This is a genomic window from Citrobacter sp. Cpo037 (genome assembly GCF_030332945.1).
Classification (GTDB): domain Bacteria; phylum Pseudomonadota; class Gammaproteobacteria; order Enterobacterales; family Enterobacteriaceae; genus Citrobacter; species Citrobacter portucalensis.
The window spans coordinates 69,834-94,643 of sequence record NZ_JAOWGW010000055.1 but is presented as its reverse complement, the minus strand read 5'-3'; the positions used below and the strand labels follow the sequence as shown (position 1 = coordinate 94,643).

Below are 24,810 nucleotides of genomic sequence, written 5' to 3'. Positions count from 1 at the left end.
TCCGGCAATCAACAATCTGGTGCAAAAATGTAACGCACTATGCACCGTTATAGTGCGTTTTTTCTGTTTCTCTCCCGGCAGCACCCGGCGAACCTGAATCATTCCGCGTTTTTCATTCCTGGCACACCCCTTGCAATATTCCTCTCGTGTATCTGCAGCCACTACTGAATTCTGACTGGAGGGGATCTATGAAGCTGGTTACCGTGGTAATCAAACCGTTCAAACTGGAAGACGTCCGTGAAGCACTGTCGTCTATTGGTATTCAGGGGCTGACCGTCACCGAAGTGAAGGGGTTTGGCCGACAGAAAGGTCATGCTGAGCTGTACCGTGGGGCTGAATATAGCGTCAATTTTCTGCCAAAGGTGAAGATTGATGTGGCGATTGCCGACGACCAACTGGATGGCGTGATTGATGTCATCAGTAAGGCGGCATACACCGGAAAAATTGGCGACGGCAAAATCTTCGTCGCCGAGCTGCAACGTGTGATTCGTATTCGTACCGGCGAAGCCGACGAAGCCGCACTGTAACTTCTGGCACACAGTGATAGGAAACCAAAAAATGAAGATAGCAACGATGAAAACAGGTATTGCTTCACTGGCGCTACTGCCGGGACTGGCGATGGCGGCACCGGCGGTTGCGGATAAAGCAGATAACGCTTTTATGATGATCTGTACCGCTCTGGTGCTGTTTATGACTATCCCTGGCATTGCGTTGTTCTACGGCGGTTTGATTCGCGGTAAGAACGTGCTGTCGATGCTGACTCAGGTGACGGTGACATTCGCTCTGGTTTGTATTCTATGGGTGGTTTATGGCTACTCACTGGCCTTTGGCGAAGGGAATAATTTCTTCGGCAACTTCAACTGGGTATTGCTGAAGAACATCGAGCTGACGGCGGTCACGGGGAGCTTCTACCAATACATTCACGTTGCTTTTCAGGGATCTTTTGCCTGCATCACCGTTGGGCTGATTGTCGGGGCTCTTGCTGAGCGTATTCGTTTCTCTGCAGTGCTGATTTTTGTGGTGGTGTGGTTAACGTTGTCGTACATCCCCATTGCCCATATGGTCTGGGGCGGCGGCTTACTGGCTTCTCACGGCGCACTGGATTTTGCCGGCGGGACGGTCGTGCACATCAACGCAGCGATTGCTGGTCTGGTTGGTGCGTATCTGATTGGCAAACGCGTCGGTTTTGGCAAAGAAGCCTTTAAACCGCATAACCTGCCGATGGTCTTCACCGGTACCGCTATTCTCTACATTGGTTGGTTTGGCTTTAATGCCGGTTCAGCGGGAACGGCGAATGAAATTGCCGCACTGGCCTTCGTTAATACCGTGGTCGCCACCGCTGCCGCCATCCTCGGATGGATCTTCGGTGAATGGACGCTGCGTGGCAAACCGTCTCTGCTGGGCGCTTGTTCTGGTGCTATTGCAGGTCTGGTGGGCGTAACACCTGCATGTGGCTACATTGGTGTCGGAGGAGCGCTGATTATCGGTGTCGTTGCAGGGCTGGCTGGCCTGTGGGGTGTGACCATGCTGAAGCGTTTTCTGCGCGTGGACGATCCGTGTGATGTGTTTGGCGTGCATGGCGTGTGCGGTATTGTTGGCTGCATCCTGACCGGCGTTTTCGCTGCCAGCTCTCTGGGCGGCGTGGGCTTTGCCGAGGGCGTGACCATGGGGCATCAGCTGCTGGTGCAACTGGAAAGCGTGGCGATCACCATCGTCTGGTCCGGCGTGGTGGCCTTCATTGGCTATAAGCTGGCAGATATGACGGTGGGTCTGCGCGTACCGGAAGAGCAGGAACGCGAAGGTCTGGATGTGAACAGTCACGGCGAAAACGCCTACAACGCTTGATGTTTCAATCTGCCGGATGGCAACGCTTTTGCGCCACCATCCGGTAATTCTCAATTGCGATTACGCATTACCCCTTCCTGCACGGTAGAGGCGACCAGTACGCCGTCCTGGGTATAAAACTCCCCGCGTACAAAACCCCGGGCACCGGAGGCCGAAGTGCTCTCGACGTTATACAACAGCCACTCATTAATATTGAACGGACGGTGGAACCACATTGAATGGTCAATGGTGGCGATCTGAATCCCTTTCTCCAGAAAACCAATCCCGTACGGCTGCAGCGCAACAGGCAGGAAGTTCAGGTCTGAGGCATAACCCAGCAGATATTGATGGACGCGTAGATCGTCCTGCAGCTCGCCGTTTGCGCGGATCCATACCTGGCGCGCCGGAGGTGCGACGTGACCTTTTAAGGGGTTATGAAATTCAACCGGGCGCACTTCCAACGGACGATCGTTGATAAATTTTTCTTTCAACAGCGGCGGCAGTAAATGCGCCACTGAACGGGCAATTTCCGTTTCTGATTTCAGCTCATCGGGACCCGGCGCATCCGGCATGGTTTTCTGATGTTCAAATCCGTCTTCCGGTGCCTGGAAAGAGGCGGTCATGTAAAAAATGGGTTTACCATTCTGAATTGCGGCAACGCGGCGCGCGCTGAAGCTGTTACCATCACGCAAGACTTCAACATCATAGATGATGGGCTTTTGGCTATCGCCGGGGCGTAAAAAATAGCTGTGAAAAGAGTGGACCAGACGCTCTTCCGGTACGGTTTCTTTGGCGGCATACAGCGCCTGACCGACAACCTGTCCCCCAAAAACCTGACGCAACCCTAAGTCTTCACTTTGGCCCCGAAAGAGTCCTTCTTCAATTTTTTCCAGATTTAACAATGTCAGCAAATTTTTCAGCGCCAGACTCATACGTGCTCTCCAGGTTATATCGTTCTCGCAGCGAGGTAGGCAGAGTATAACGCAATTTTGAAAGTGGTCCGATGGGTGCAATTGTCTGAATTAAAGGCCTATTACAGGCAAAAACAGCTGTCTTGTGCCACACTTAGTCACGTTATGTTTTTGTTAACCACTCTTCTGGCGAGGAAAGTTCTCGCTGGTGCATAGATGATAAGGAGAATTTAATGAAACTCGTGCACATGGTAAGTGGTTTAGCGGTTGCGGTCGCTCTGGCGGCCTGTGCTGATAAAAGTGCAGATATTCAGACACCTGCGCCAAGCCCTAATACGTCAATTGCTGACACACAGTCTAAAATTCAACAGCCAAATGTGTCTGGTACGGTATGGATCCGCCAGAAAGTGGCCTTGCCACCCGATGCGGTGCTGACCGTCACGCTGTCAGATGCGTCGCTGGCCGATGCGCCGTCAAAAGTGTTGTCGCAAAAAGCGGTCCGTACTGAAGGCAAGCAGGCGCCATTCAGCTTCGTATTACCGTTTAATCCAGCAGATATTCAGCCTAACGCTCGTATTCTGCTGAGTGCGGCAATTACGGTTAATGACAAACTGGTCTTTATTACTGATACCGTTCAGACGGTCATTAATCAGGGTGGTACAAAAGCTGACCTGACGCTGGTCCCTGTACAGCAAACGGCAGTACCGGTTCAGGCGAGCGGTGGGGCTGCCACCACGGTGCCGTCAACGTCACCAACCCAGGTGAATCCGTCTTCTGCCGTTCCTGCCCCCACGCAGTACTAAGGTAGTCGTAACCCTCTCCGCCTGGAGAGGGTTAGTACACCCAGCGATAACGCTGTAAATCGATCTGTCCGCTTCCAGAAACCACAATTCCCTCTGCCAGTAACGCCTGACGCTGCCGTTGCAGGTCGGGGCCGGTCAGCGAAATGGTACCATGGCGATTGACCACCCGATGCCAGGGCAGAGTGCTGCCTTCGGGGAGACGCTTAAGCACGCCGCCTACCTGGCGCGCAGCACGCGGCGAACCGGCAAGCCTGGCAACATCGCCATACGTGGTGACGAAACCTTCGGGGATTGACGCGACGATTTGCCAGACGCGTTGGGGGAAAGAGTCTTGTATATCCATTATTTATTCCTGCGCTAATCCTCCAGCATAATGCTGAATGGCGAAGGAGTGAAGCTGCATTGCACAAGAAAACAGCATCCGATGCTGGATGGGTTGCAATTACAGGGTGCAGCAGTGATAATGCGCCTGCGCGTTGGTTAACAACGCTCTCAATGGGGGCTCTGTTGGTTCTCCCGCAACACTACTCTGTTTACCAGGTCAGGTCCGGAAGGAAGCAGCCAAGGCAGATGACGTGTGTGCCGGGATGTAGCTGGCAGGGCCCCCACCCAATTCTGCCGTCCGGCAATTTCCCTTCTGCTTATCTTCTTTTCTTTGTCATCGTATTGTCATTTTATTGTCATCAAATGCTGTCAATGTGTTTCGGGGATGTTATTTGATGCTTTTGCCGCCGCCATCGCGCTGTAACGACAGGGTCTTACATTCGGTGTGTTTTGGCTGACCACAAGGATTTTCTACGATGTCGACCGCTGTATTGAATGTCAAAATTGATGAGGCGCTAAAAGAAAAGCTTCGCCATTACGCTGAAGTGCATAACGAAAATTTAAGTGTTGCGACGGAAAAACTGCTGCTGATTGCGTTTACCGCCGTTGAAGAGGCGGGAGTCTCCGCTGAGGATATCGATAGCCAGCATACGGAAGAGTCCGTAGTTGAAGCACTGACTCCTAAAGAAATCAAAGCGTTGCGCAGACTACTGAAGAAGAAAAAATGAAACAACAACCGCTCTCAACCGCCTGTAATTACGGCGAAGCTTGTGAAATGCTGCGTTCCGGTTATGTGAAACATGTTCGTCTGAGCTGGAATGTCGGCAGCGATGAGTTCTTCCGTATTGCCTCCGACTGGTGTGATGCCGGGGCAAAAATTAAGAAAGACGGTGAGAATTTCGTAATTTCCCTGAAGGGATTCCCGGTTCCTCCTCAACAGTAATATTGCTGGGACTTCCTTGTCCATCACGGTATTCAACGGCGGGTCTTTTGACTCGTCGCTTAGATTATTTTGCGCATTTTTCCGCTGCTGGCCTGCAATCGCAGGTTATCCCAAATGGGTTGCAACACTCTGAAAGCAGCACGCGCTGTGTCATCCGGTAACGTGAAGGGCATACGCAAAAAGCGATCGAATGCGCCATCAAGGCCAAACCGCGTACCGGTACCCAGCTGAATGCCTGCACTTTCGGCGCGTGTGGCAAAGAGCGTCGCCAGCGTATCGGGCAGTTCAACCCAGAAAGAGAGTCCTCCCTGTGGCTGGGTAAACTGCCATTCCGGGAAATGTGAGTTCATCAGGTCCGAGCACAGATCTCGCCGCGATGTGAGCAGGCGTCTTCTGTCAGGAAGAAAGTTAGGGGCGTTATCCAGCAGCCAACTGGTGGCGAGTTGTTCAAGCACCGGGGAGCCTAAATCGAAGGTGTCGCGGGTTTGTACCAGCGCCGCAATGGTTCGTGCCGACGCCCGGATCCAGCCCAGACGTAATCCCCCCCAAAAGCTTTTCCCGGCCGAACCCAATAGAATGATCGGCGCGTCGCGATTGAATGCGGCAAGTGGCGGCGGCGGCGGGGCGTCATACCACAGGTTCACCATCGTCTCATCGACCACCAGGGTAGTGCGGGTTCGTTCGGCAATATCCGCCACGACCTGGCGAGTTGCAGCGTCCATGCAACGCCCGGTCGGGTTGTGAAAGTCCGGCATCAGGTAGGCCATTCTCGGTGCGGTTTGCGCGAGGGTGGCGACCAGACCCGCGGTATCCCAACCGTGCTCGGGTAGCGACACGCCGACGGGGCGACAGGATGCGCCTTGAATCGCGGCAATCGCCAGCGGATAAGTAGGGTGATCTACCACTACGCGATCGCCGGGGCCGGTGAGCAAACGTAGGATCAGCGCCAGGCCGCTGACAGCACCATTCACGACCATGATTTCATCGGGCTGCGTCGGGAGCCCGCGATCGCAATAATGCTGAGCGATGGATTCACGCAATACCGACAGTCCCTGTGGCAGATACCCGGAACTCAACAGATGCTGTGGCATGGCGAACAGCGCCTGTTGGTAAGCCTGATGAATTTCGGGTCCGGCACTTAGCGCCGCCGTGGACAAATCAAGTGCTGTGCCGGTACTGGTCCGGGTTGGCACATGGCGAATATGTTCCGGCAGGATCACCCGTGAGCCGCTACCATGACGGCTTTCCAGATATCCCTCTTCACGCAGTTGCGCCATAGCGCTGGCGACGGTAGTTCGACTTACTTGCAGAACGACGGCGAGCTCGCGTTCACCCGGTAAACGGCTATCCAGCGCCAGTCGACCATCGAGAATAAGCAGACGTAACGCTTCTGCCAGCTGTCGCCAGATGGGCGTTCGCGAGGGGCTTTCCAGCCAGTGTCCGAGCAGGCGTTGCAAAGACTGACTTCCATAACGGCGAGATGACATAGCAGTCCACTTTTTGAAAACTGGACATTAATCATAGTGCCAATTGCGATGAAGATGAAAGTTATCTGAGAGTGAGAGGGGAAAAGCATGCTGCGTCGTTTACTTCAGCTGTTTATCGGGCTGGTGCTGTACGGTGTGTCGACGGCGATGTTTGTCCGTGCTGATTTAGGGGCCGATCCGTGGAACGTGTTTCACCTAGGTGTAGCCAATTTATTGTCAATGAATATCGGCGTGGTGATTATTGCCGTGGGCGTGTTGGTGCTGCTGGCGTGGATACCGCTGCGCCAGCGTCCTGGCTTTGGCACGTTGAGTAACGTGATTATGATCGGGCTGGCGGCAGATGCCGCGCTGCTGGTGATTCCTGGATTTGAATCTCTGCTGGCGCGCAGCGGGCTGCTGGTGTCAGCGGTAATATTGAATGCGTTAGCAACCAGCCTGTACATTGGCGCCGGTTTTGGCGCCGGTCCGCGTGATGGTCTGATGACCGGTATCCACGCGCGTACCGGCTGGCCAGTACGACGAATTCGAACCGCAATCGAAGTGTCGGTGCTGCTTATCGGGTGGCTGCTGGGTGGAACCGTGGGAGTTGGTACGGTGCTGTATGCCTTGGCTATCGGACCGTTGATTCAGCTTTGCCTACCGTGGTTTCGGCATCAGCCGCAGTCGCGTACACGTATCAGGAATGCGCCTGGGGCGCGATCGCCTGGTGGCGACTAAACTTAACCTCGACTGACGCGGCCGGAATCGGCTTGCCGCGCAGTACACTTCGGAGGTTTTTCTCATGAAGTATGTTGATGGCTTTGTGGTTGCCGTACCCGCTGAAAACAAGGAGGCGTACATTGCGATGGCGGCAAAAGCAGCTCCGCTTTTCAAGGAGTTCGGTGCATTGCGCGTGGTGGAGTGCTGGGCAGATGATGTCCCCGACGGCAAATTGACCGATTTTCGCATGGCTGTGAAAGCGCAGGATCATGAAGAAGTGGTATTCAGCTGGATTGAATATCCATCCAAAGAGGTCCGCGATGCGGCGAATCAGAAGATGATGTCCGATCCCCGTATGAAGGAATTCGGTGAATCTATGCCATTTGATGGCAAGCGAATGATCTACGGTGGATTTGCACCCATTATGGAAGAGTGATGTGACTGGCTGTGCGGCGTGCCGCCAGCCATCTCAACATCAACAGCCATGTTAAAGCCGTTTTTCTGCCCACAGAATAAATTCCGCTTTCGGCAGCGCTTTGCTGTAAAGCCAACCCTGACCGTATTGCACGCCGTGCTTGCGTAGCCAGGTTTCCTGATTCTCGGTTTCGATACCTTCCGCCACCATCTCAAGTTTCAGCGTTTTCGCTATCTCGATGATATGCGGCGTGACGTTGTTGTACTCCAATGCATCAACGAACGATTTGTCTATCTTCAGGATGTCTACATCCAGATCCTGCAAATAGCTCAGGCTGGAATAGCCGGTACCAAAGTCATCAATATAGATTGAATGACCCGCCTGACGGTATTTGGCAATAAACGGCGCGCTGTTTTTTGGGTCGGCAAATTCGCGTTCAGTTAGCTCCAGCGCGATTTGCGCAGGCTTAAGCTGCCAGCGGTTCACCTTCTGGCTTAACAGGGCAGGAAGCGTTTCGGAGGACAGATCGGCTGACTCTAGGTTGATGGATATATGCTGCTCCGGATGCTGACGCAGCCATTTGCCTAAATCTTCAAATACGCTTTCAATAATCAACCGGGTGAGGGACTCTGTCAGCCCGGTTTCATGCGCCAGCGCGACGAAGACTTCCGGCGACAGATAGCTTCCGTCGGCCTGCTGCCAGCGAGCCAGCGCCTCTGCCCCAACCACTTTCCCCGTTTTGAGCGAGATAATTGGTTGGTAGTGGACTTTGATGTCCCGATGCTGGATAGCGTCCTGCAACTGGTGATGGGGCGACTGTAAGCGGCGCAAAATACGCAAAACAAAGGCGGCGGTGAGCAAGCCGATAAGAATGCCTGCCGGGAGCCAGATCAGTGCCTGCCGGTGCCAGGTTTTTTGTAACGGCAGGGTAGATGCCCAGGTTACGATCGTGATACCCAACTCAGGAAAGGGGCGGGCGTTATAAATGCTGCCATCTTTTTTAAAATGAGTAATCGATCGTTCTTGCTGTACATGCTGTAAAACGTCCGATGGCAAATCGGCGCTACTGGCAACCACGACGTTGCGCACGGTGCCAATGATAGTCACTTCAATCGGCCATGAGCCAAACGGGATGACGTCAATGAAAGAACCCGGATCGACCATCACAACATAATGTTCGCTCCCTAATGCTGCCATAAAGCGCTTGATACCCAAATCATTTTGCGTGGTAAGCCATGCGCGATATCCATCAGGAGTGACTTTCATTGCGGGTGGAAATGCGTCAGCCTGGCTTCTTTTTTCCAGAGATGAGCATTGCGGAACGTTATCTTTGAGGTACAGCACTTCCTGAATATAGCGATAGCTATATGACAAACGACGCATTTCCAGCAGATGCTCTTCACTACAAGGCACCCCCTGAAATGCTTCAATATGGCGCAATGCTTTTTTCGCCTGCTCGCCTACGCGTTCCGTACGTAATGCGACCCGCGTTGAGAACATGTCGAGCTCATCGATAAATTTCGTTTCGACCTGACGATGTGCCAGCCACAGGCTTAAACCTACAGGCGCGAGGATGGAAAGGAACAGTACCCCAGTCACCAGGCTTATCAGATGTCGTGTTGTCACAGTGATATCCTTATTTACACAGCGTAGGGAAAGTATATCCGAAACCCCAAAAAGCTATTCGATTGGCATCATATATTTACGGCCATTTATCATCCCATTTAAGTCCCTATAGCGTAAATCAGGTTGTGGTTAGTACAAGAGTGGTGTATTTTGTTGGGTATGTTATAACGTAACAAATTGAGGTTGCCATGAAATCGGATATCCATCCTTTTTACCGTACCGTGGTGTTTCACGATACCAGTGCCAATGAATTCTTTAAGGTCGGTTCGACCATCAAGACTGAGCGTGAGATTGAGTTTGAGGGGAAAATGTACCCGTACGTGACCCTTGATATCTCTTCCAAATCGCATCCGTACTATACCGGGAAACAAAAAACCTTTGATAATGAAGGCAGTGCAGCACGTTTCCAAAAACGTTTTGGTCATTTTATTGGCGTTAAGCGGGGTTAAAATGCAGGTACTCAATTCACTTCGCAGCGCAAAACAGCGCCATCCTGACTGCCAGATAGTAAAACGCAAAGGGCGTTTGTACGTTATCTGCAAAACGAATCCGCGCTTTAAAGCAGTACAGGGGCGTAAAAAAAGACGTTAGTTTCTTTGCCAGCATTTCAGGGATTAAAGTGCGTTACCTTCGCAGGAACGCACTTTTTTTATCTGTGCTGAGATGCCGTTACTGGCTGTTCTGGGCGCGGGTAAGCGTAAAGACATCGTAAAACGAGAGTTCGCCTTTGCGCGATATCATCTTTTGCAGCTGTGCTTTATGTTCGCTATCCACGGACGGTGAGTGCAGGATAGTATCGATGAGCGAGGAGGGGACAAAGCGCGTGTTGTACCATTCTCCGTTATAGCAAACTCTAAAATCCAGAACGTCGATATCTTCAAAGCGGTATCGTGGCGCAACGTCGAAAAAGAAAAAGCCGTTGAGTACAACGAACAGTACCACCAGCAGCCATACTGAATCGACTAACGTTTCTGACTGTAGCATCACCGCCAGCGTGGCAAACCACGCTACATACATGCCGATAAACAGCCCTGGGTGTTTGCGAATAAAGCTGATGCTAAAGCGCGGTTTGTTGTCGCGCTTCTCGCGAATATTTAAGTCGTCGATTGTTTCAGTAAGCAGGCGCTGTATTTCTGTCATCTCTTGCCTTCGTGATATCTGCAAAATTCAGGAGGGATCGCCCTATTTTAAAAGGGGATACCCTTTGAAGAAAGTAACAGATTAACCGCAATTTAGCATAACAGTTACATTTTAGATTACAGCGTTTTGATGATTCTTGCGGGATTGCCCCCAACCACGGTGTTTGCCGGAACGCTTTTAGTGACCACTGCGCCTGATGCCACAACCACGTTATCGCCCAGCGTGACGCCGGGATTGAGCACTGCACGGCCACCTATCCAGACATTATTGCCGATAGTCACGGGCTTTCCGAACTCCAGGCCGCTGTTACGCTCGGTAGCATCCAGCGGATGGGTCGCGGTATAGATATGAACGCCAGGTGCCAGCATGCAGTTGTCGCCAATATGAATTGGACAGACGTCGAGCATAACGCAGTCGAAATTAGCGTAAAAGTCTTTACCAAGATAGATGTTATAACCGTAATCACAACGGAAAGAGGGTTCAATATAGGCCCCCTCACTCTGACCTAACAGATCATGCAGGATTGCCTGACGCTCATTTTTTTCATCGGGAGCGGTGAGATTGTAGCGATGGATCAACTGACGAGCGCGTAGTCGGTCACTGCGCAGCGTTTCATCTGCCGGGCGATAGTATTCGCCGGCGATCATTTTTTGCTTTTCATTACGCATTACGAATTCCCTGTGTACTGAAGGTTATTTCAGCACAGTAAAACGTAATGCAGACAAGGGGAACGTTCCCGCTTCTTTGCTGTGATCATAGTCACGCGATTTGAATTAAATAACCATTGTAAATACGAAAATGGTCAGCCAGACAACGGTACCGCTATACCTGACTTAACCTTGAGTGCAATTAGCGAATGAATTTCCAAACAGAAGTTGGAATCTTGTCGTAAAGCTTATTCATGGTCAATTCAGCAAGGCGATGATCTGCTGCTGAGTAAAATACAGCCAGTTCGTTGTCGGACAATTCATATTTATTTTTTTCAATAACGCGCTCTAGCGTATCAATTGTCTGGCAACGTCGCAGGCGCATCAAATAATCTGTTTTAGTTAATGGTTTATCGGACATAACTCTTACCTATGATTGTAATAATTTTTAACAAGACAAACTAACAGGATTAGCCCTGGTGGCATTGACAAAACAGCGAAACAGTCGATTACCTGACTTCCGCCATTTCTGCAGATCCTGCGTATTAATACCATAACTGCTGAACAACATAAAAGTGTCATCCAGGTATTCATCTATCTGCGCGATCAGCTTATTGTCCTCATTGTACTTAATTTTATAATTAAGTGCGAAGGTTGCAATATGCTCTATCAGTTCATTGAGCTGCAAGCTGGTTGCAGAGGTAGGGTCATTAACCCAGCCATGGTTACTTTGTTCAAGGTTTGCAAGACAGTCATGATACAGAGTTTCGCAGAGAAATTTAAGCTGCGCGATATCATGTCTTTTGGGTGAGTATTCATCCATAACGCATCCCCTTCTTAGTGGCTTAAACTAACCGAACACCTTTCGGGATGGATACAACAACTACCTGGAACTTGCCCGCGACTCCTGATGATTTAACTATAATCTACTCTAAAAAAGATTTCATCGTCATATCACGAAAAATTACAATTATGTAAAATTATGATGCTACGTCACTTTTACATTTTAACAGATAAATGCCGCTATTCGAAATGGGACAATTTCTTTATTCTTCGGGCAATCATCGGGTTATCTTGTTTAGGTTTAGCAACGAAAGGCAACAACCGACAATGTGAACCAGTGGATAGGAATAATCTTAATATTTATTAAAGTAAATAAGAACTCTCGCTGTTTTTTTAAGAATAGCCTTTAAGGCTGCAAGGATTATATCGCTTATTTATCCGATAGAAAATAAACGGAATGGCAATAAGTGATTTTTATGATTTTTCCAGAAAAAAGGCCGCTTGCGCGGCCTTATCTTTAGAGATGTATCAATGATGCTCTACTGAGTGGCTATGCTCAATATCTTCATTTTTGCGGCTAAAGCGGCGGCGTACCACCACAAAGAACACCGGAACAAAGAAGATAGCCAACACGGTAGCCGTCACCATCCCGCCCATTACGCCAGTACCAACGGCGTTCTGTGCACCGGAACCTGCGCCGGAGCTGATGACCAGCGGCATTACGCCCAGAATAAAGGCCAGTGACGTCATCAGGATTGGACGTAAACGCATGCGTACTGCGTCCAGCGTCGCCTCTATCAGACCTTTACCCTCTTTATCCATCAAGTCTTTGGCGAATTCGACGATAAGTATCGCGTTCTTCGCCGATAACCCAATGGTTGTGAGCAGGCCTACCTGGAAGTAAACGTCGTTGGTCAGGCCGCGGAACGTTGCTGCCAGCAATGCACCGATAACACCCAGCGGTACCACCAGCATTACGGAGAACGGAATTGACCAGCTCTCATACAACGCTGCCAGACACAAGAACACGACGATCAGTGAAATGGCATACAGGGCAGGGGCCTGGTTGCCGGACAGTCGTTCCTGGTAGGACATACCGGTCCAGTCATAACCGATACCGGAAGGCAGTTTGCTGGCCAGTTGCTCCATCATTGCCATGGCTTCACCGGTACTTTTACCCGGAGCGGCCTGGCCTAAGATTTCCATGGAAGGCAAACCGTTATAGCGTTCCAGACGCGGTGAACCGTATTCCCAACGTGAGGTAGAGAAGGCGGAGAACGGTACCATCTGTCCATCGCTGCCGCGGACATACCAGTTTCCAATATCTTCCGGCAACATACGGTATTTCGCTTCAGACATGACGTAAACTTTCTTCACACGACCACGGTCGATGAAGTCATTCACGTAGCTTCCGCCCCATGCTGCACCCAGCGTTGTATTAATATCACTAATGGAAACGCCCAGAGCCTGCGCTTTTTCCTGATCGATATCGATCTTGAACTGCGGCGTATCTTCCAGACCGTTAGGACGAACACCGACTAACAGATCAGGATGCTTCGCAACTTCACCAAACAGTTGGTTACGCGCCTGAGTCAGCTTCTCATGGCCCAGACCTGCCTGGTCAATCAACTGGAAGTCGAAACCGGTCGCGGTCCCTAACTCCACAATCGCTGGCAGGTTAAAGGCAAAGACCATAGCGTCTTTAATCTGCGAGAATGCGCCCATCGCACGTTGAGTAATCGCCTCAACCTTGTTCTCTTCGCCTGGACGTTCACTCCAGTCTTTCAGAGAAACGAACGCGATACCGGTGTTCTGACCACGACCAGCAAAACCGAAACCGTTAACGGCAAACACCGATTCAACGTTCGCTTTTTCCTTGGTCAGGTAGTAATCCGTCATTTCGTCCAGCACCTTCTGGGTACGCTCTTGCGTTGCACCCGCTGGCAGCTGAGCCATAGAAAGGAATACCCCCTGGTCTTCATCTGGCAGGAACGAACTTGGCAGACGAACGAACAGATAGGCCATGCCCACGACGATGATCAGATACAGCGCCAGATAACGACCGGTGCTGCGCAGAATACCGCCCACGCTATCGGTGTAATGATGCGTGCTCTTATCGAACATGCGGTTAAACCAGCCGAAGAAGCCTTTTTTGCCTTCTCCGTGATCGCCTTTAGCAATCGGTTTGAGCATGGTCGCACACAGGGCAGGGGTCAGAATCAATGCCACCAGTACAGACAACGCCATCGCAGAAACAATGGTGATGGAGAACTGACGGTAAATTGCACCGGTAGAACCACCGAAGAACGCCATTGGGATAAATACCGCTGACAGTACCATCGCGATACCGACCAGTGCGCCCTGAATCTGGCCCATCGATTTACGCGTTGCTTCCTTCGGCGGTAGTCCTTCCTCAGCCATTACACGTTCAACGTTCTCGACCACAACGATGGCGTCATCCACCAGCAGGCCGATGGCGAGTACCATCCCGAACATCGTCAGGGTGTTTATCGAGAAGCCGAAAATCGCAAGGACGGCAAACGTACCCAAGAGCACCACCGGCACGGCGATAGTCGGAATCAGCGTCGCGCGGAAGTTCTGCAGGAACAGATACATTACCAGGAACACGAGGATGATTGCTTCCGCCAGCGTTTTTACTACTTCGTGAATAGAGATTTTCACGAACGGCGTGGTGTCATATGGGTAAACGATCTTCAGACCTGACGGGAAGAACGGCTCCATCTTCTTCAGTTCTTCGCGGATAGCGTTTGCTGTATCCAGGGCGTTAGCACCTGTCGCCAGCTTGATACCCAGACCGGATGCCGGTTTACCGTTAAACTTCGCAATGATGTCGTAGTTCTCACCGCCCAGTTCCACTTTCGCCACGTCACGCAGACGAACCTGGGAACCATCCTGATTCACTTTCAGCAGAATTTTGCTGAACTCATCAGCGGAGGTCAGACGGGTTTGCGCGATGATTGACGCGTTAAGCTGCTGGCCTTTAACCGGTGGCGTACCACCTAACTGACCGGCTGCAACCTGGGCGTTCTGCGCCTTGATGGCGCTGATTACATCAACCGGCGTCAGCTGGAAGTTGTTCAGTTTGTTCGGATCCATCCAGATACGCATCGCGTACTGAGAACCAAACAGCTGAACATCACCCACGCCTGAAGTACGGCTAATAGCGTCCTTCATGTTGGCGCCAACGTAGTCGGAAATATCCTCCTGCGTCATGGTGCCGTTGGTGTTGATAACACCGACAACCATCAGGAAGCTACTGGATGACTTCTCAACGCTAACCCCTTGCTGCTGTACTTCCTGCGGCAGCAACGGCATGGCCAGCTGCAGTTTGTTCTGCACCTGAACCTGCGCGATATCCGCATCAGTACCAGACTGGAAGGTTAGGGTGATCTGCACGGTACCCGTGGAGTCACTGTTAGAGGACATGTACATCAGGTTATCGATACCGTTCATGTTCTGTTCGATAACCTGCGTAACAGTATCCTGTACTGTTTTGGCATCAGCGCCAGGGTAGGTCGCAGAGATCGTCACTGCTGGCGGTGCAATAGTCGGATATTGCGCTACCGGCAATTTGAGGATCGCGAGCCCCCCTGCCAACATGATGATAATGGCGATCACCCACGCAAATATTGGGCGATCGATAAAGAAATTAGGCATGTCTTAACGGCTCCTGTTTAAGTTAAGACTTGGACTGTTCAGGCTGGCTACCGCTTTGGCCTTGCTGGTTGTTATCAGCGGTGATTTCCTGCGCTTTTACCTGCGCGCCAGGACGTACTTTCTGCAGCCCAGTAACAATCACGCGGTCGCCCGGCTTAAGTCCATCAGTGACTAACCATTTGTCGCCAATCGCTTGTGCGGCGACAATTTGGCGAGTTTCAACTTTGTTGTCTGCACCGATAACCAATGCACTGGCATCGCCACGCGGTGTACGGGTAACGCCTTGCTGCGGAACCAGTAATGCAGTTGGGTTAATCCCTTCTTCCAGACGTGCACGGACGAACATACCCGGCAGTAAGGTGTGATCCGGGTTAGGGAAGATGGCGCGTAACGTAATCGATCCGGTGGTTTGATCAACCGTCACATCAGAAAACTCCAGCGTACCGGACTGCGGGAATTTAATGCCGTCATTGGTTACCAGTTCGACTTTCGCTTTGCCGTTCTCTTGCTTCAGCGTGCCGTTGGCCAGCTCTTGTTTCAGGCGCAGGAAGTCGTTGCTTGACTGCGTCACGTCCACGTAGATCGGATCCAGCTGCTGAACGGTCGCCAGTGCGGTCGCTTGACCGTTTTGCACCAGAGCCCCTTCCGTAACGGATGATTTACCAATGCGGCCGCTGATCGGCGACGTCACTTTGGTATAGGCCAGATTGATGCGTGCTGTTTCTACCGCGGCTTTCGCGGCAACAACGGCGGCGTTTGCCTGCTGTGCGTCTGCCAGCGCGCTATCGTAATCCTGTTGACTGATGTACTTAGTACCCAGCAGTTTCTGATAACGTTTAACCGTCAGTTGAGCGATATTTGCTGCGGCTTGTGCTTTGGCCAGATCGCCTTTTGCGCTTTCGTAAGCGGCCTGGTAAGTCGCAGGATCAATCTGATAGAGAGATACACCCGCTTCGATGTCACCACCTTCGGTGAAATTACGCTTCAGGATAATACCGCTAACCTGAGGGCGAACTTCTGCGATGCGAAACGCACTGGTGCGACCCGGAAGCTCGGTTGTTATCTGTAGAGGTTCAGTTTTGAGTGTAACAACTCCAACCTCTGGCATCTGCTGGCCCCCTTGTTGGGCCTGTTTGTCGTCACATCCTGTTAGCGCTAAGCTGCCTGAGAGCATCAGAACGACTGCCAGAGGCGTTAACCCTCTGTTTTTGTTCATATGTAAACCTCGAGTGTCCGATTTCAAATTGATCAATGGCTTAAAGCCCATAAACCCATTGCTGCGTTTATATTATCGTCGTGCTATGGTACATACATTCACAAATGTATGTAAATCTAACGCCTGTAAATTCACTGACATATGGCACGAAAAACCAAACAACAAGCACAGGAAACACGACAGCATATTCTCGATGTTGCTCTGCATTTGTTTTCGCAACAAGGGGTATCATCCACCTCGCTTGCGGAGATCGCAAAAGCCGCTGGTGTCACGCGCGGCGCGATTTATTGGCATTTCAAAAACAAGTCGGATTTATTCAGTGAAATCTGGGAGCTAGCAAAACCTAACATTGATGAGTTAGAGACTGAGTATCAGGCAAAATTCCCCGACGATCCACTATCAGTATTAAGAGAAATTTTAATTTACGTTCTTGAAGCTACCGTGACAGAAGAACGCCGACGTTTGTTGCTGGAAATTATATTCCACAAATGCGAATTTGTCGGGGAAATGGCCTCTGTTCAGTTAGCTCAACGCCATCTTTGTATTGAAAATTACGATCGTATCGAACAAACATTGCGGCACTGTATGGATGCCAATATGCTGCCGGAAAACCTGAACACCCGTCGCGTGGCGGTCCTGTTGCGTAGCTACATTACCGGAATCATAGAAAACTGGTTATTTGCCCCCGAATCGTTTGATCTGAAAAAAGAAGCTCGGGAATACGTGGCTGTGCTGCTAGAGATGTGCCTTATGTGCCCAACTCTGCGGCTTGGCGTGGCGGAAATCCACTAAACGTTTTGGGCCTGTACCAGGAATTCTCCTGGTCGTTTTGCCTGCTGCTATTCTGCCGGTCACAGCCGTGATATTCTTGCCGCTTGACTATTTTCGGTCACTTTTCCGGTTCAGAAACGTTCATTCTCATGACTATGTTGCAGCTCTATAAACGTTCACAGCATCTTATTGCTATTACCATTCTTTTCTTCATTCTCTTGCTATCTTGCCAGTCGTCTGCTTTTGCGCGGGCGCAACAGAGTGGTGAACTGCCGACGAAAGCGGATATTCAGAGCCAACTGGACGCGCTGAGTAAACAAAAAGATCTCTCCGCGCAGGATAAGCTGGTCCAACAGGATCTCATCGATACTATCGCCACGTTGGATAAAATCGATCGCGTGAAAGATGAGACCGTACAGCTTCGCCAGAAAGTTGCCCAGGCACCGGAGAAAATGCGTCAGGCGACGGATGCGTTAAATTCGCTCAGCGATGTCGATAACGACGATGAAACGCGAAAGACGCTGAGTACACTCTCCTTGCGACAGCTTGAGTCGCGCGTGGCACAGGTTTTGGATGACCTGCAAAGTGCGCAAAACGATCTTGCCGCTTACAACAGCCAACTGGTGTCGCTCCAGACGCAGCCAGAGCGTGTGCAGAATGCGATGTACACCGCGTCGCAGCAAATGCAGCAAATCCGCAATCGACTCGATGGCACCAATGTGGGAGAGGCGGCGTTACGCCCCAGCCAGCAGGTGTTGCTGCAGGCGCAGCAGGCGCTGCTGAATGCGCAGATCGACCAACAGCGTAAGAGCCTGGAAGGCAATACTGTTTTGCAGGATACCTTGCAAAAACAACGTGATTACGTAACAGCTAACAGTAACCGGCTTGAACATCAGCTCCAGCTCCTGCAAGAAGCGGTGAACAGCAAACGACTGACGTTAACCGAAAAGACGGCTCAGGAAGCGGTAACGCCGGATGAAGCCGAGCGTATTCAGTCAAATCCGTTAGTGAAGCAGGAACTGGATGTTAACCATCAGCTCAGCCAGCGCCTGATTGCCGCGACCGAAAACGGCAACAACCTGATGCAGCAGAATATCAAAGTCAAAAACTGGCTTGACCGCGCGCTGCAATCCGAACGCAATATTAAAGAACAGATCGCCGTCCTGAAAGGCAGCCTGCTGCTGTCGCGTATTCTGTATCAGCAACAACAAACACTGCCGTCGGCGGATGAACTTGCCGATATGACCAACCGGATCGCCGATTTGCGTCTGGAGCAGTTTGAAATCAACCAGCAGCGTGATGCGCTATTCCAGAACGATGCGTTTGTCGCCAAACTGGAAGAAGGGCACAGCAACGAAGTGAATGGTGAAGTCCATGATGCCTTGCTGCAGGTTGTGGATATGCGCCGTGAACTGTTGGATCAGCTGAACAAGCAGCTGGGCAACCAGTTGATGATGGCGATTAACCTGCAAATCAATCAACAGCAGCTAATGAGCGTGTCGAAGAACCTGAAAGGGATCCTCACGCAGCAAATCTTCTGGGTTAATAGTAACCGTCCGATGGACTGGGACTGGATCAAAGCCTTCCCGCAAACGCTCAAAGACCAGTTTAAGTCGATGAAAATCACAGTGAACTGGGAAAAAGCCTGGCCAGCGGTCTTTATTGCGTTCCTGGCGGGCCTGCCACTGCTGCTTATTGCCGGGTTAATCCGCTGGCGTTTGAAATGGCTGAAAGAGTATCAGGCGAAATTAGCCGCCGCAGTAGGGAATCTGCGTAATGACAGTCAGCTCAATACCCCAAAAGCGATACTGATCGATCTGATCAGAGCGTTGCCGGCGTGCCTGATTATCCTCGCCGTGGGCCTGATTCTGCTTACCATGCAGTTGAATATCAGCGACCTGCTGTGGGCGTTCAGTAAGAAGATGACAGTCTTCTGGCTGGTGTTTGGTCTGTGCTGGAAGGTGCTGGAAAAAGATGGCGTGGCGATACGTCATTTTGGCATGCCAGCGCAGCAGACCAGCCACTGGCGCCGCCAGATCGTGCGTATTAGCCTGGCCCTGTTGCCGCTTAACTTCTGGTCGGTCATTGCTGAACTGTCGCCGCTTAATTTGATGGATGATGTGCTGGGTCAGGTAGTTATTTTCCTCAACCTGCTGCTGATCGCCTTCCTGGTATGGCCAATGTGCCGCGAAAGCTGGCGTGACAAAGAGTCACATGGCCTGCGTCTGGTCACTATTACCGTCCTCTCAATTATCCCGATTGCATTAATGGTGCTGACGGCGACAGGGTATTTCTACACCACGTTGCGCCTGGCCGGCCGTTGGATTGAAACGGTCTATCTGGTTATCCTTTGGAACCTGCTGTATCAGACGGTACTGCGTGGATTGAGTGTGGCGGCACGTCGTATCGCCTGGCGCCGTGCCTTAGCGCGTCGTCAGAACCTGGTGAAAGAAGGGGCGGAAGGAGCCGAGCCGCAGGAAGAACCGACCATTGCGCTTGAGCAGGTTAACCAGCAAACGCTGCGTATAACAATGCTGGTGATGGTTGCCCTGTTTGGTATTCTGTTCTGGGCAATTTGGTCCGATCTAATCACCGTGTTCAGTTATCTCGATAGCATTACGCTCTGGCATTACAACGGCACCGAAGCGGGAGCTGCGGTGGTGAAAGACGTCACCATGGGCAGTCTGCTGTTTGCGATTATTGCCTCAATGGTCGCGTGGGCGCTGATCCGTAACTTACCCGGCCTGCTGGAAGTGCTGGTGCTGTCGCGACTGAAGATGCGTCAGGGTGCTTCGTATGCGATCACCACGATCCTTAACTACGCGATCATCGCCATCGGTGCGATGACGGTCTTCGGATCGCTCGGTGTTTCATGGGATAAGCTACAGTGGCTGGCAGCAGCCCTGTCGGTTGGTCTTGGTTTTGGCTTGCAGGAAATCTTCGGTAACTTTGTTTCGGGTCTGATTATTCTGTTTGAACGCCCGGTCCGCATCGGCGATACCGTGACTATCGGTACGTTCTCAGGAACGGTCAGCAAGATCCGTATCCGTGCCACCACTATTACCGACTTCGATCGCAAAGAGGTGATCATCCCGAACAAAGCATTTGTGACGGAGCGTTTGATCAACTGGTCGCTTTCCGATACCACCACGCGTCTGGTGATCCGCATCGGCGTGGCCTACGGTTCGGATCTGGATAAAGTGAAGAAAGTGCTGCTGCAGGCGGCGATGGAACACCCGAAAGTGATGCACGATCCAGAGCCTGCAGTGTTCTTTACCGCCTTCGGCGCCAGCACGTTGGATCATGAACTGCGTTTATACGTGCGTGAACTGCGCGATCGTAGCCACACGGTTGATGAACTGAACCGTGCGGTCGATCGTTTGTGCCGTGAAAACGACATTGATATCGCCTTTAACCAGCTCGAAGTGCACCTGCATAACGCGAAAGGTGATACCGTGACCGAGGTTAAGCGTGACATCATTAAAGGTGATGATCCGACGCCTTCGGTAGGTTAATAGAAAAACTCATCAGGCCTGCGAGCTTCGATTCATTCGTAGGCCTGATAAGTGCAACGCTTTCAGGCATTTCAGCTATAGCGCGTTTTTTGAAGAAGAGAGCTGTTTCTTTTCGTAATCCCGTTTAACAATCTCCAGCGCCTTCAGTACGGTTTCAGGCGCAACCTGATTTTCCTCAAGTAAAACAATCAAATCGACGGCCAGTTTGACCTCGTCCGGGGCGTTCTCTAATGACATAAATTCTCCGGGGATTAACGGGTTAAACGCGACAGCACGTTTTCTATTCTTGCCAGAGCATGGCGACAGCGCGCCAGTCGCGCCTCGAATGCTTCTACTTCACGATGCAGTTTTTGCTGTTCTTCAAAGCCGATAGCCTGAGCCAGACGCTCTTTGCGTTCACGCGTCATTTCAACCAAGCGGCGTTCAAATTCCTGATGTTGGACCCGCTTGCGCTGCCAGCGCGCCAGACCTGGAGAAGCGCTGTCCCACTCTCGAAGGGACCAACTGGCGGTTTCACGTGAAATCGCCTCTAACTGTGAAGCAAGGTGTTCCGCAAGCCAGGTGATTTGCGGGAGTTGTTGCTGCTCAACGGCACGACGCAGGGCAGTAAGATTATCGTCAGCCTCATCCAGACAAGCCTGCAGCAACGTGCTGCGCGTGTGAAACAGATGCCTGTCAAAGCGGGCGCTAAGCGTTGTGTGATGCGCCAGCGGAGCACAACGCTGTCGCAGGCGGTTAAGCTGGTTTTCGAGCGTCTGTAACAGCATGGCGGTTTTCACAACAACACTCCGATGAAAATGAGAACCGTTATGCTAAAGTAGCGATTCTCTGTGTTAAGTACTCATATTATGCAACGCATTATTCTAATCATCATTGGCTGGATAGCGGTAGTGCTAGGTACGCTGGGCGTTGTATTGCCTCTGTTGCCGACGACGCCGTTTATACTGCTGGCAGCCTGGTGTTTTGCCCGCTCATCGCCGCGTTTTCACGACTGGTTGCTTTACCGTTCGTGGTTCGGCGGGTATTTGCGCCACTGGCAAAAACACCGTGCGATGCCGCCGGGAGCAAAACCGCGCGCTGTTTTGTTGATCCTGGTGACGTTTGGTATTTCACTGTGGCTGGTCAATATGATGTGGGTGCGCGGCCTGCTGCTGGTTATTCTTGCCTGTTTACTGATTTTTATGTGGCGGATCCCGGTGATTGATGAAAAACAACAAAAGCAGTAAAGCGCAATAATCGCTGTTGCAATTGTCTCTCACAGCCAGTAAATTCGACCGTTTTCGAGCACAGGCGCAGGTGGTCAAAGGTTAAGCAAGTGTAACCTTGGCTCTTATATAGACACAAAATCATTCAAGATACGTCGAGGATGAAGTGTTTAGTGCGCCGTGAAGTAATACTGTATTAATCAGGCACAAACTTATGACCGCGACAGCACAGCAGCTTGAGTTTCTCAAAAATAGCATCAAAAGCATCCACGACTACCCAAAACCGGGCATTCTCTTTCGTGATGTCACCAGTTTACTGGAAGACCCGAAAGCCTACGCCCTCAGCATTGAATTGCTGGTTGAACGCTACAAAAATGCGGGTATCACTAAAGTGGTTGGCACCGAAGCGCGTGGCTTCCTGTTTGGCGCGCCGGTAGCGTTGGGTCTGGGCGTCGGCTTTGTTCCGGTACGCAAACCCCGTAAGCTTCCGCGTGAAGTTATTGCTGAGACCTATGAGCTGGAATACGGCACCGATCAGCTGGAAATCCACGTTGATGCCATCAAACCTGGCGATAAAGTGCTGGTTGTGGACGACCTGCTGGCAACTGGCGGCACGATTGAAGCGACTGTGAAGCTGATCCGCCGTCTGGGTGGTGAAGTTACCGATGCTGCTTTTATCATTAACCTGTTTGATCTGGGCGGCGAACAGCGTCTGGAAAAACAGGGGCTGACCTGTTATAGCCTGGTTCCATTCCCGGGCCACTAAGTCGGGCTATCTTATCTCGGTAGACGAATACCGAGACACACAACCTCGCCGTCGCTGCGAGGTTGTGTTAGCATTATCCCCCTGTGAATCCACCCTCCAGCCTTTCAGAGCCTGCCAATGAGTTATCAGGTCTTAGCCCGAAAATGGCGCCCACAAACCTTTGCTGACGTCGTCGGCCAGGAACATGTGCTGACGGCACTGGCGAACGGCTTGTCGTTAGGGCGTATTCATCATGCTTATTTGTTTTCCGGCACCCGTGGCGTCGGGAAAACCTCTATCGCCCGCTTGCTGGCGAAGGGATTAAACTGTGAAACCGGCATCACCGCTACGCCGTGCGGCGTGTGCGATAATTGCCGGGAAATCGAGCAGGGGCGTTTTGTCGATCTGATTGAAATCGACGCCGCCTCACGCACCAAAGTCGAAGACACCCGTGACCTGCTGGATAACGTCCAGTATGCGCCTGCGCGCGGTCGCTTTAAGGTCTACTTGATCGACGAAGTGCACATGCTGTCGCGCCACAGTTTTAATGCCTTGCTGAAAACGCTCGAAGAGCCGCCCGCGCACGTTAAGTTCCTGCTGGCGACTACCGATCCGCAGAAGCTGCCGGTGACTATCCTGTCGCGCTGTCTGCAATTCCATCTTAAAGCGTTGGATGTCGAACAGATTCGTCATCAGCTTGAGCATATCCTCAAAGAAGAGCATATCGCCCATGAACCACGTGCACTGCAACTGCTGGCTCGCGCCGCGGACGGCAGCCTGCGTGATGCGCTGAGCCTGACCGATCAGGCGATCGCCAGCGGCGATGGCCAGGTCTCGACCGAGGCGGTCAGCACTATGCTCGGCACGCTGGACGACGACCAGGCGCTCTCGCTCGTTGAAGCGGTTGTAGCTGCGGACGGCGAACGCGTGATGGCGCTGGTAAACGACGCCGCCGCGCGCGGTATCGAATGGGAAGCGCTGCTGGTTGAGATGTCGGCTTTGCTGCATCGTATTGCCATGGTTCAGCTTTCGCCTGCCGCGCTCGGCAGCGATATGGCCGCCATTGAACAGCGTATGCGTGAACTGGCGCGAATTGTTCCGCCAACCGATGTGCAGCTTTACTACCAAACGTTGTTAATCGGGCGCAAGGAACTGCCATATGCGCCGGACAGGCGAATGGGCGTCGAAATGACGCTGCTGCGTGCGCTGGCTTTTCATCCGCGCATGCCGCTCCCGGAACCTGAAGTTCCACGACAGTCGTTTGCCCCGGTCGCACCCACTGCGGTGATGACCCCGACGCAGGTGCAGCAGCAGCCTGCACCTGCACAACAGCAACAGAATGTGCCGCTCTCCGATGCCACCAGTCAGGTGTTGGCGGCGCGTAGCCAGTTGCAACGCGCTCAGGGAGCAACCAAAGCAAAAAAGAGTGAACCGGCAGCCGCTTCCCGCGCGCGGCCGGTGAATAATGCTGCGCTGGAAAGACTGGCTTCGGTGTCGGAACGTGTTCAGGCGCGTCCGGCGGTCTCTGCGCTGGAAAAAGCACCGGCGAAGAAAGAAGCGTATCGCTGGAAAGCGACCAATCCTGTTGCAGAAGTTAAAGAAGTCGTTGCCACGCCGAAAGCGCTGAAAAAAGCGCTTGAGCATGAAAAAACGCCGGAACTGGCGGCAAAGCTTGCGGCTGAAGCCATTGAACGCGACCCGTGGGCCGCCCAGGTGAGTCAGCTCTCGCTGCCTAAACTGGTGGAGCAGGTGGCGCTTAATGCCTGGAAAGAAGAGAATGGCAACGTAGTTTTCCTGCATCTGCGTTCCACGCAGCGACACCTAAATTCCAGCGGTGCGCAGCAAAAACTGGCCGAAGCTCTGAGTTCCTTAACGGGGTCAACGGTTGAATTGACCATCGTTGAAGATGATAATCCAGCGGTGCGTACGCCGCTGGAGTGGCGTCAGGCCATTTATGAAGAGAAGCTCGCGCAGGCGCGTGAGTCGATTATTGCGGATAATAACATCCAGACGCTGCGTCGTTTTTTCGATGCGGAGCTGGACGAAGAGAGTATTCGCCCCATTTGATCGTCAGCCTA

The 24,810-nt window shown here is 51.9% G+C and carries 26 protein-coding genes, 1 other RNA gene and 1 other annotated feature; of the genes, 15 read left to right on the top strand and 12 right to left on the bottom strand.

Annotated elements, in window-relative coordinates; translation table 11 throughout:
* The first annotated feature begins 188 nt into the window (after positions 1 to 188).
* Positions 189 to 527: a P-II family nitrogen regulator gene (glnK, locus tag OGX94_RS10255; protein WP_003021657.1), complete on the top strand. Its 339-nt coding sequence runs from the start codon at positions 189 to 191 to the stop codon at positions 525 to 527.
* Positions 528 to 558: 31 nt separating this feature from the next.
* The gene (gene amtB, locus OGX94_RS10250; RefSeq protein ID WP_257661421.1) at positions 559 to 1,845 is read left to right on the top strand and encodes an ammonium transporter AmtB; all 1,287 of its coding nucleotides are present in this window, start codon (positions 559 to 561) and stop codon (positions 1,843 to 1,845) included.
* A 50-nt stretch (positions 1,846 to 1,895) separates the two neighbouring features.
* Here the strand turns inward: amtB and tesB are convergent, their stop codons facing one another.
* Complete coding sequence (tesB, locus tag OGX94_RS10245) at positions 1,896 to 2,756, bottom strand: acyl-CoA thioesterase II (RefSeq protein ID WP_003831027.1); 861 nt, start codon at positions 2,754 to 2,756, stop codon at positions 1,896 to 1,898.
* A 212-nt stretch (positions 2,757 to 2,968) separates the two neighbouring features.
* Here tesB and OGX94_RS10240 point away from each other — a divergent pair, with 212 nt between their 5' ends.
* The gene (locus tag OGX94_RS10240; RefSeq protein ID WP_003021666.1) at positions 2,969 to 3,538 is read left to right on the top strand and encodes a YbaY family lipoprotein; all 570 of its coding nucleotides are present in this window, start codon (positions 2,969 to 2,971) and stop codon (positions 3,536 to 3,538) included.
* A gap of 31 nt (positions 3,539 to 3,569) precedes the next feature.
* Here OGX94_RS10240 and OGX94_RS10235 read toward each other — a convergent pair whose 3' ends face one another.
* Complete coding sequence (locus OGX94_RS10235; protein ID WP_003831028.1) at positions 3,570 to 3,881, bottom strand: MGMT family protein; 312 nt, start codon at positions 3,879 to 3,881, stop codon at positions 3,570 to 3,572.
* A gap of 162 nt (positions 3,882 to 4,043) precedes the next feature.
* On the opposite strand from OGX94_RS10235, the gene ffs reads away from it, so the two are divergent.
* From ffs to OGX94_RS10220, 3 genes are all read left to right on the top strand, one after another.
* Positions 4,044 to 4,140: signal recognition particle sRNA small type (gene ffs / locus OGX94_RS10230), an RNA gene on the top strand.
* A 198-nt stretch (positions 4,141 to 4,338) separates the two neighbouring features.
* Complete coding sequence (locus OGX94_RS10225; RefSeq protein WP_003831029.1) at positions 4,339 to 4,590, top strand: hypothetical protein; 252 nt, start codon at positions 4,339 to 4,341, stop codon at positions 4,588 to 4,590.
* Positions 4,587 to 4,805: a hypothetical protein gene (locus OGX94_RS10220; RefSeq protein ID WP_003831030.1), complete on the top strand. Its 219-nt coding sequence runs from the start codon at positions 4,587 to 4,589 to the stop codon at positions 4,803 to 4,805. Before OGX94_RS10225 ends, OGX94_RS10220 begins: the two co-directional genes overlap by 4 nt.
* 59 nt (positions 4,806 to 4,864) lie before the next feature.
* Here the strand turns inward: OGX94_RS10220 and yczR are convergent, their stop codons facing one another.
* Positions 4,865 to 6,292, bottom strand: a complete 1,428-nt coding sequence (gene yczR, locus OGX94_RS10215) for a MocR-like transcription factor YczR (protein ID WP_003831031.1) — start codon at positions 6,290 to 6,292, stop codon at positions 4,865 to 4,867.
* Between the two features lie 87 nt (positions 6,293 to 6,379).
* On the opposite strand from yczR, the gene yczE reads away from it, so the two are divergent.
* Positions 6,380 to 7,009 (top strand): membrane protein YczE, encoded by a 630-nt coding sequence (yczE, locus tag OGX94_RS10210; protein WP_003831032.1) that lies wholly within the window; start codon positions 6,380 to 6,382, stop codon positions 7,007 to 7,009.
* Positions 7,010 to 7,073: 64 nt separating this feature from the next.
* Positions 7,074 to 7,427: a DUF1428 domain-containing protein gene (locus tag OGX94_RS10205; RefSeq protein WP_003831033.1), complete on the top strand. Its 354-nt coding sequence runs from the start codon at positions 7,074 to 7,076 to the stop codon at positions 7,425 to 7,427.
* Between the two features lie 51 nt (positions 7,428 to 7,478).
* Here OGX94_RS10205 and pdeB read toward each other — a convergent pair whose 3' ends face one another.
* A complete protein-coding gene (gene pdeB / locus OGX94_RS10200; protein ID WP_003831035.1) occupies positions 7,479 to 9,032 on the bottom strand; it encodes a cyclic di-3',5'-guanosine monophosphate phosphodiesterase PdeB in 1,554 nt (517 codons plus the stop codon).
* A gap of 188 nt (positions 9,033 to 9,220) precedes the next feature.
* Here pdeB and OGX94_RS10195 point away from each other — a divergent pair, with 188 nt between their 5' ends.
* Both OGX94_RS10195 and ykgO read left to right on the top strand, forming a co-directional pair.
* Positions 9,221 to 9,481: a type B 50S ribosomal protein L31 gene (locus OGX94_RS10195; protein ID WP_003831037.1), complete on the top strand. Its 261-nt coding sequence runs from the start codon at positions 9,221 to 9,223 to the stop codon at positions 9,479 to 9,481.
* A gap of 1 nt (position 9,482) precedes the next feature.
* Positions 9,483 to 9,623 (top strand): type B 50S ribosomal protein L36, encoded by a 141-nt coding sequence (gene ykgO / locus OGX94_RS10190; protein ID WP_005125190.1) that lies wholly within the window; start codon positions 9,483 to 9,485, stop codon positions 9,621 to 9,623.
* Positions 9,624 to 9,701: 78 nt separating this feature from the next.
* On the opposite strand, the gene OGX94_RS10185 is transcribed toward ykgO, so the two are convergent.
* From OGX94_RS10185 to acrA, 6 genes are all read right to left on the bottom strand, one after another.
* Positions 9,702 to 10,172 (bottom strand): YlaC family protein, encoded by a 471-nt coding sequence (locus OGX94_RS10185; protein ID WP_063941318.1) that lies wholly within the window; start codon positions 10,170 to 10,172, stop codon positions 9,702 to 9,704.
* 116 nt (positions 10,173 to 10,288) lie between these two features.
* Entirely contained in the window at positions 10,289 to 10,840 is a 552-nt protein-coding gene (gene maa, locus OGX94_RS10180; RefSeq protein WP_149334992.1) for a maltose O-acetyltransferase, read from the bottom strand.
* Positions 10,841 to 11,021: 181 nt separating this feature from the next.
* Positions 11,022 to 11,240, bottom strand: coding sequence for a hemolysin expression-modulating protein Hha (hha, locus tag OGX94_RS10175; RefSeq protein WP_002892050.1), 219 nt, complete (start codon positions 11,238 to 11,240; stop codon positions 11,022 to 11,024).
* A 27-nt stretch (positions 11,241 to 11,267) separates the two neighbouring features.
* Positions 11,268 to 11,642, bottom strand: a complete 375-nt coding sequence (tomB, locus tag OGX94_RS10170; RefSeq protein ID WP_003021733.1) for an Hha toxicity modulator TomB — start codon at positions 11,640 to 11,642, stop codon at positions 11,268 to 11,270.
* A 488-nt stretch (positions 11,643 to 12,130) separates the two neighbouring features.
* Positions 12,131 to 15,280 carry an efflux RND transporter permease AcrB gene (acrB, locus tag OGX94_RS10165; protein ID WP_063941319.1) on the bottom strand — a complete coding sequence of 1,050 codons (3,150 nt, stop codon included), beginning with the start codon at positions 15,278 to 15,280 and terminating at the stop codon, positions 12,131 to 12,133.
* A gap of 22 nt (positions 15,281 to 15,302) precedes the next feature.
* Positions 15,303 to 16,496, bottom strand: coding sequence for a multidrug efflux RND transporter periplasmic adaptor subunit AcrA (gene acrA, locus OGX94_RS10160; protein ID WP_003831044.1), 1,194 nt, complete (start codon positions 16,494 to 16,496; stop codon positions 15,303 to 15,305).
* A 141-nt stretch (positions 16,497 to 16,637) separates the two neighbouring features.
* Between acrA and acrR the strand changes: the two genes are divergently transcribed.
* Both acrR and mscK read left to right on the top strand, forming a co-directional pair.
* On the top strand, positions 16,638 to 17,288 hold the full coding sequence (gene acrR / locus OGX94_RS10155) for a multidrug efflux transporter transcriptional repressor AcrR (protein WP_003831045.1): 651 nt from the start codon (positions 16,638 to 16,640) through the stop codon (positions 17,286 to 17,288).
* Positions 17,289 to 17,416: 128 nt separating this feature from the next.
* The gene (gene mscK, locus OGX94_RS10150) at positions 17,417 to 20,782 is read left to right on the top strand and encodes a mechanosensitive channel MscK (protein ID WP_126318998.1); all 3,366 of its coding nucleotides are present in this window, start codon (positions 17,417 to 17,419) and stop codon (positions 20,780 to 20,782) included.
* A 75-nt stretch (positions 20,783 to 20,857) separates the two neighbouring features.
* On the opposite strand, the gene rsmS is transcribed toward mscK, so the two are convergent.
* Together rsmS and priC are read right to left on the bottom strand one after the other, a co-directional pair.
* On the bottom strand, positions 20,858 to 21,019 hold the full coding sequence (rsmS, locus tag OGX94_RS10145; RefSeq protein WP_003021750.1) for a pleiotropic regulatory protein RsmS: 162 nt from the start codon (positions 21,017 to 21,019) through the stop codon (positions 20,858 to 20,860).
* Positions 21,020 to 21,033: 14 nt separating this feature from the next.
* The gene (gene priC / locus OGX94_RS10140; protein ID WP_286569155.1) at positions 21,034 to 21,561 is read right to left on the bottom strand and encodes a primosomal replication protein N''; all 528 of its coding nucleotides are present in this window, start codon (positions 21,559 to 21,561) and stop codon (positions 21,034 to 21,036) included.
* Between the two features lie 69 nt (positions 21,562 to 21,630).
* Between priC and OGX94_RS10135 the strand changes: the two genes are divergently transcribed.
* The 3 genes from OGX94_RS10135 (at position 21,631) to dnaX (ending at position 24,799) form a co-directional block, all read left to right on the top strand.
* On the top strand, positions 21,631 to 22,008 hold the full coding sequence (locus OGX94_RS10135) for a DUF454 family protein (protein ID WP_032934350.1): 378 nt from the start codon (positions 21,631 to 21,633) through the stop codon (positions 22,006 to 22,008).
* A gap of 193 nt (positions 22,009 to 22,201) precedes the next feature.
* Positions 22,202 to 22,753 (top strand): adenine phosphoribosyltransferase, encoded by a 552-nt coding sequence (apt, locus tag OGX94_RS10130; RefSeq protein WP_003021759.1) that lies wholly within the window; start codon positions 22,202 to 22,204, stop codon positions 22,751 to 22,753.
* Positions 22,754 to 22,870: 117 nt separating this feature from the next.
* The gene (gene dnaX / locus OGX94_RS10125) at positions 22,871 to 24,799 is read left to right on the top strand and encodes a DNA polymerase III subunit gamma/tau (RefSeq protein ID WP_257661422.1); all 1,929 of its coding nucleotides are present in this window, start codon (positions 22,871 to 22,873) and stop codon (positions 24,797 to 24,799) included.
* Positions 24,132 to 24,196 (top strand) — a sequence feature (DnaX frameshifting element). It overlaps the preceding gene by 65 nt.
* Positions 24,800 to 24,810 lie beyond the last annotated feature (11 nt).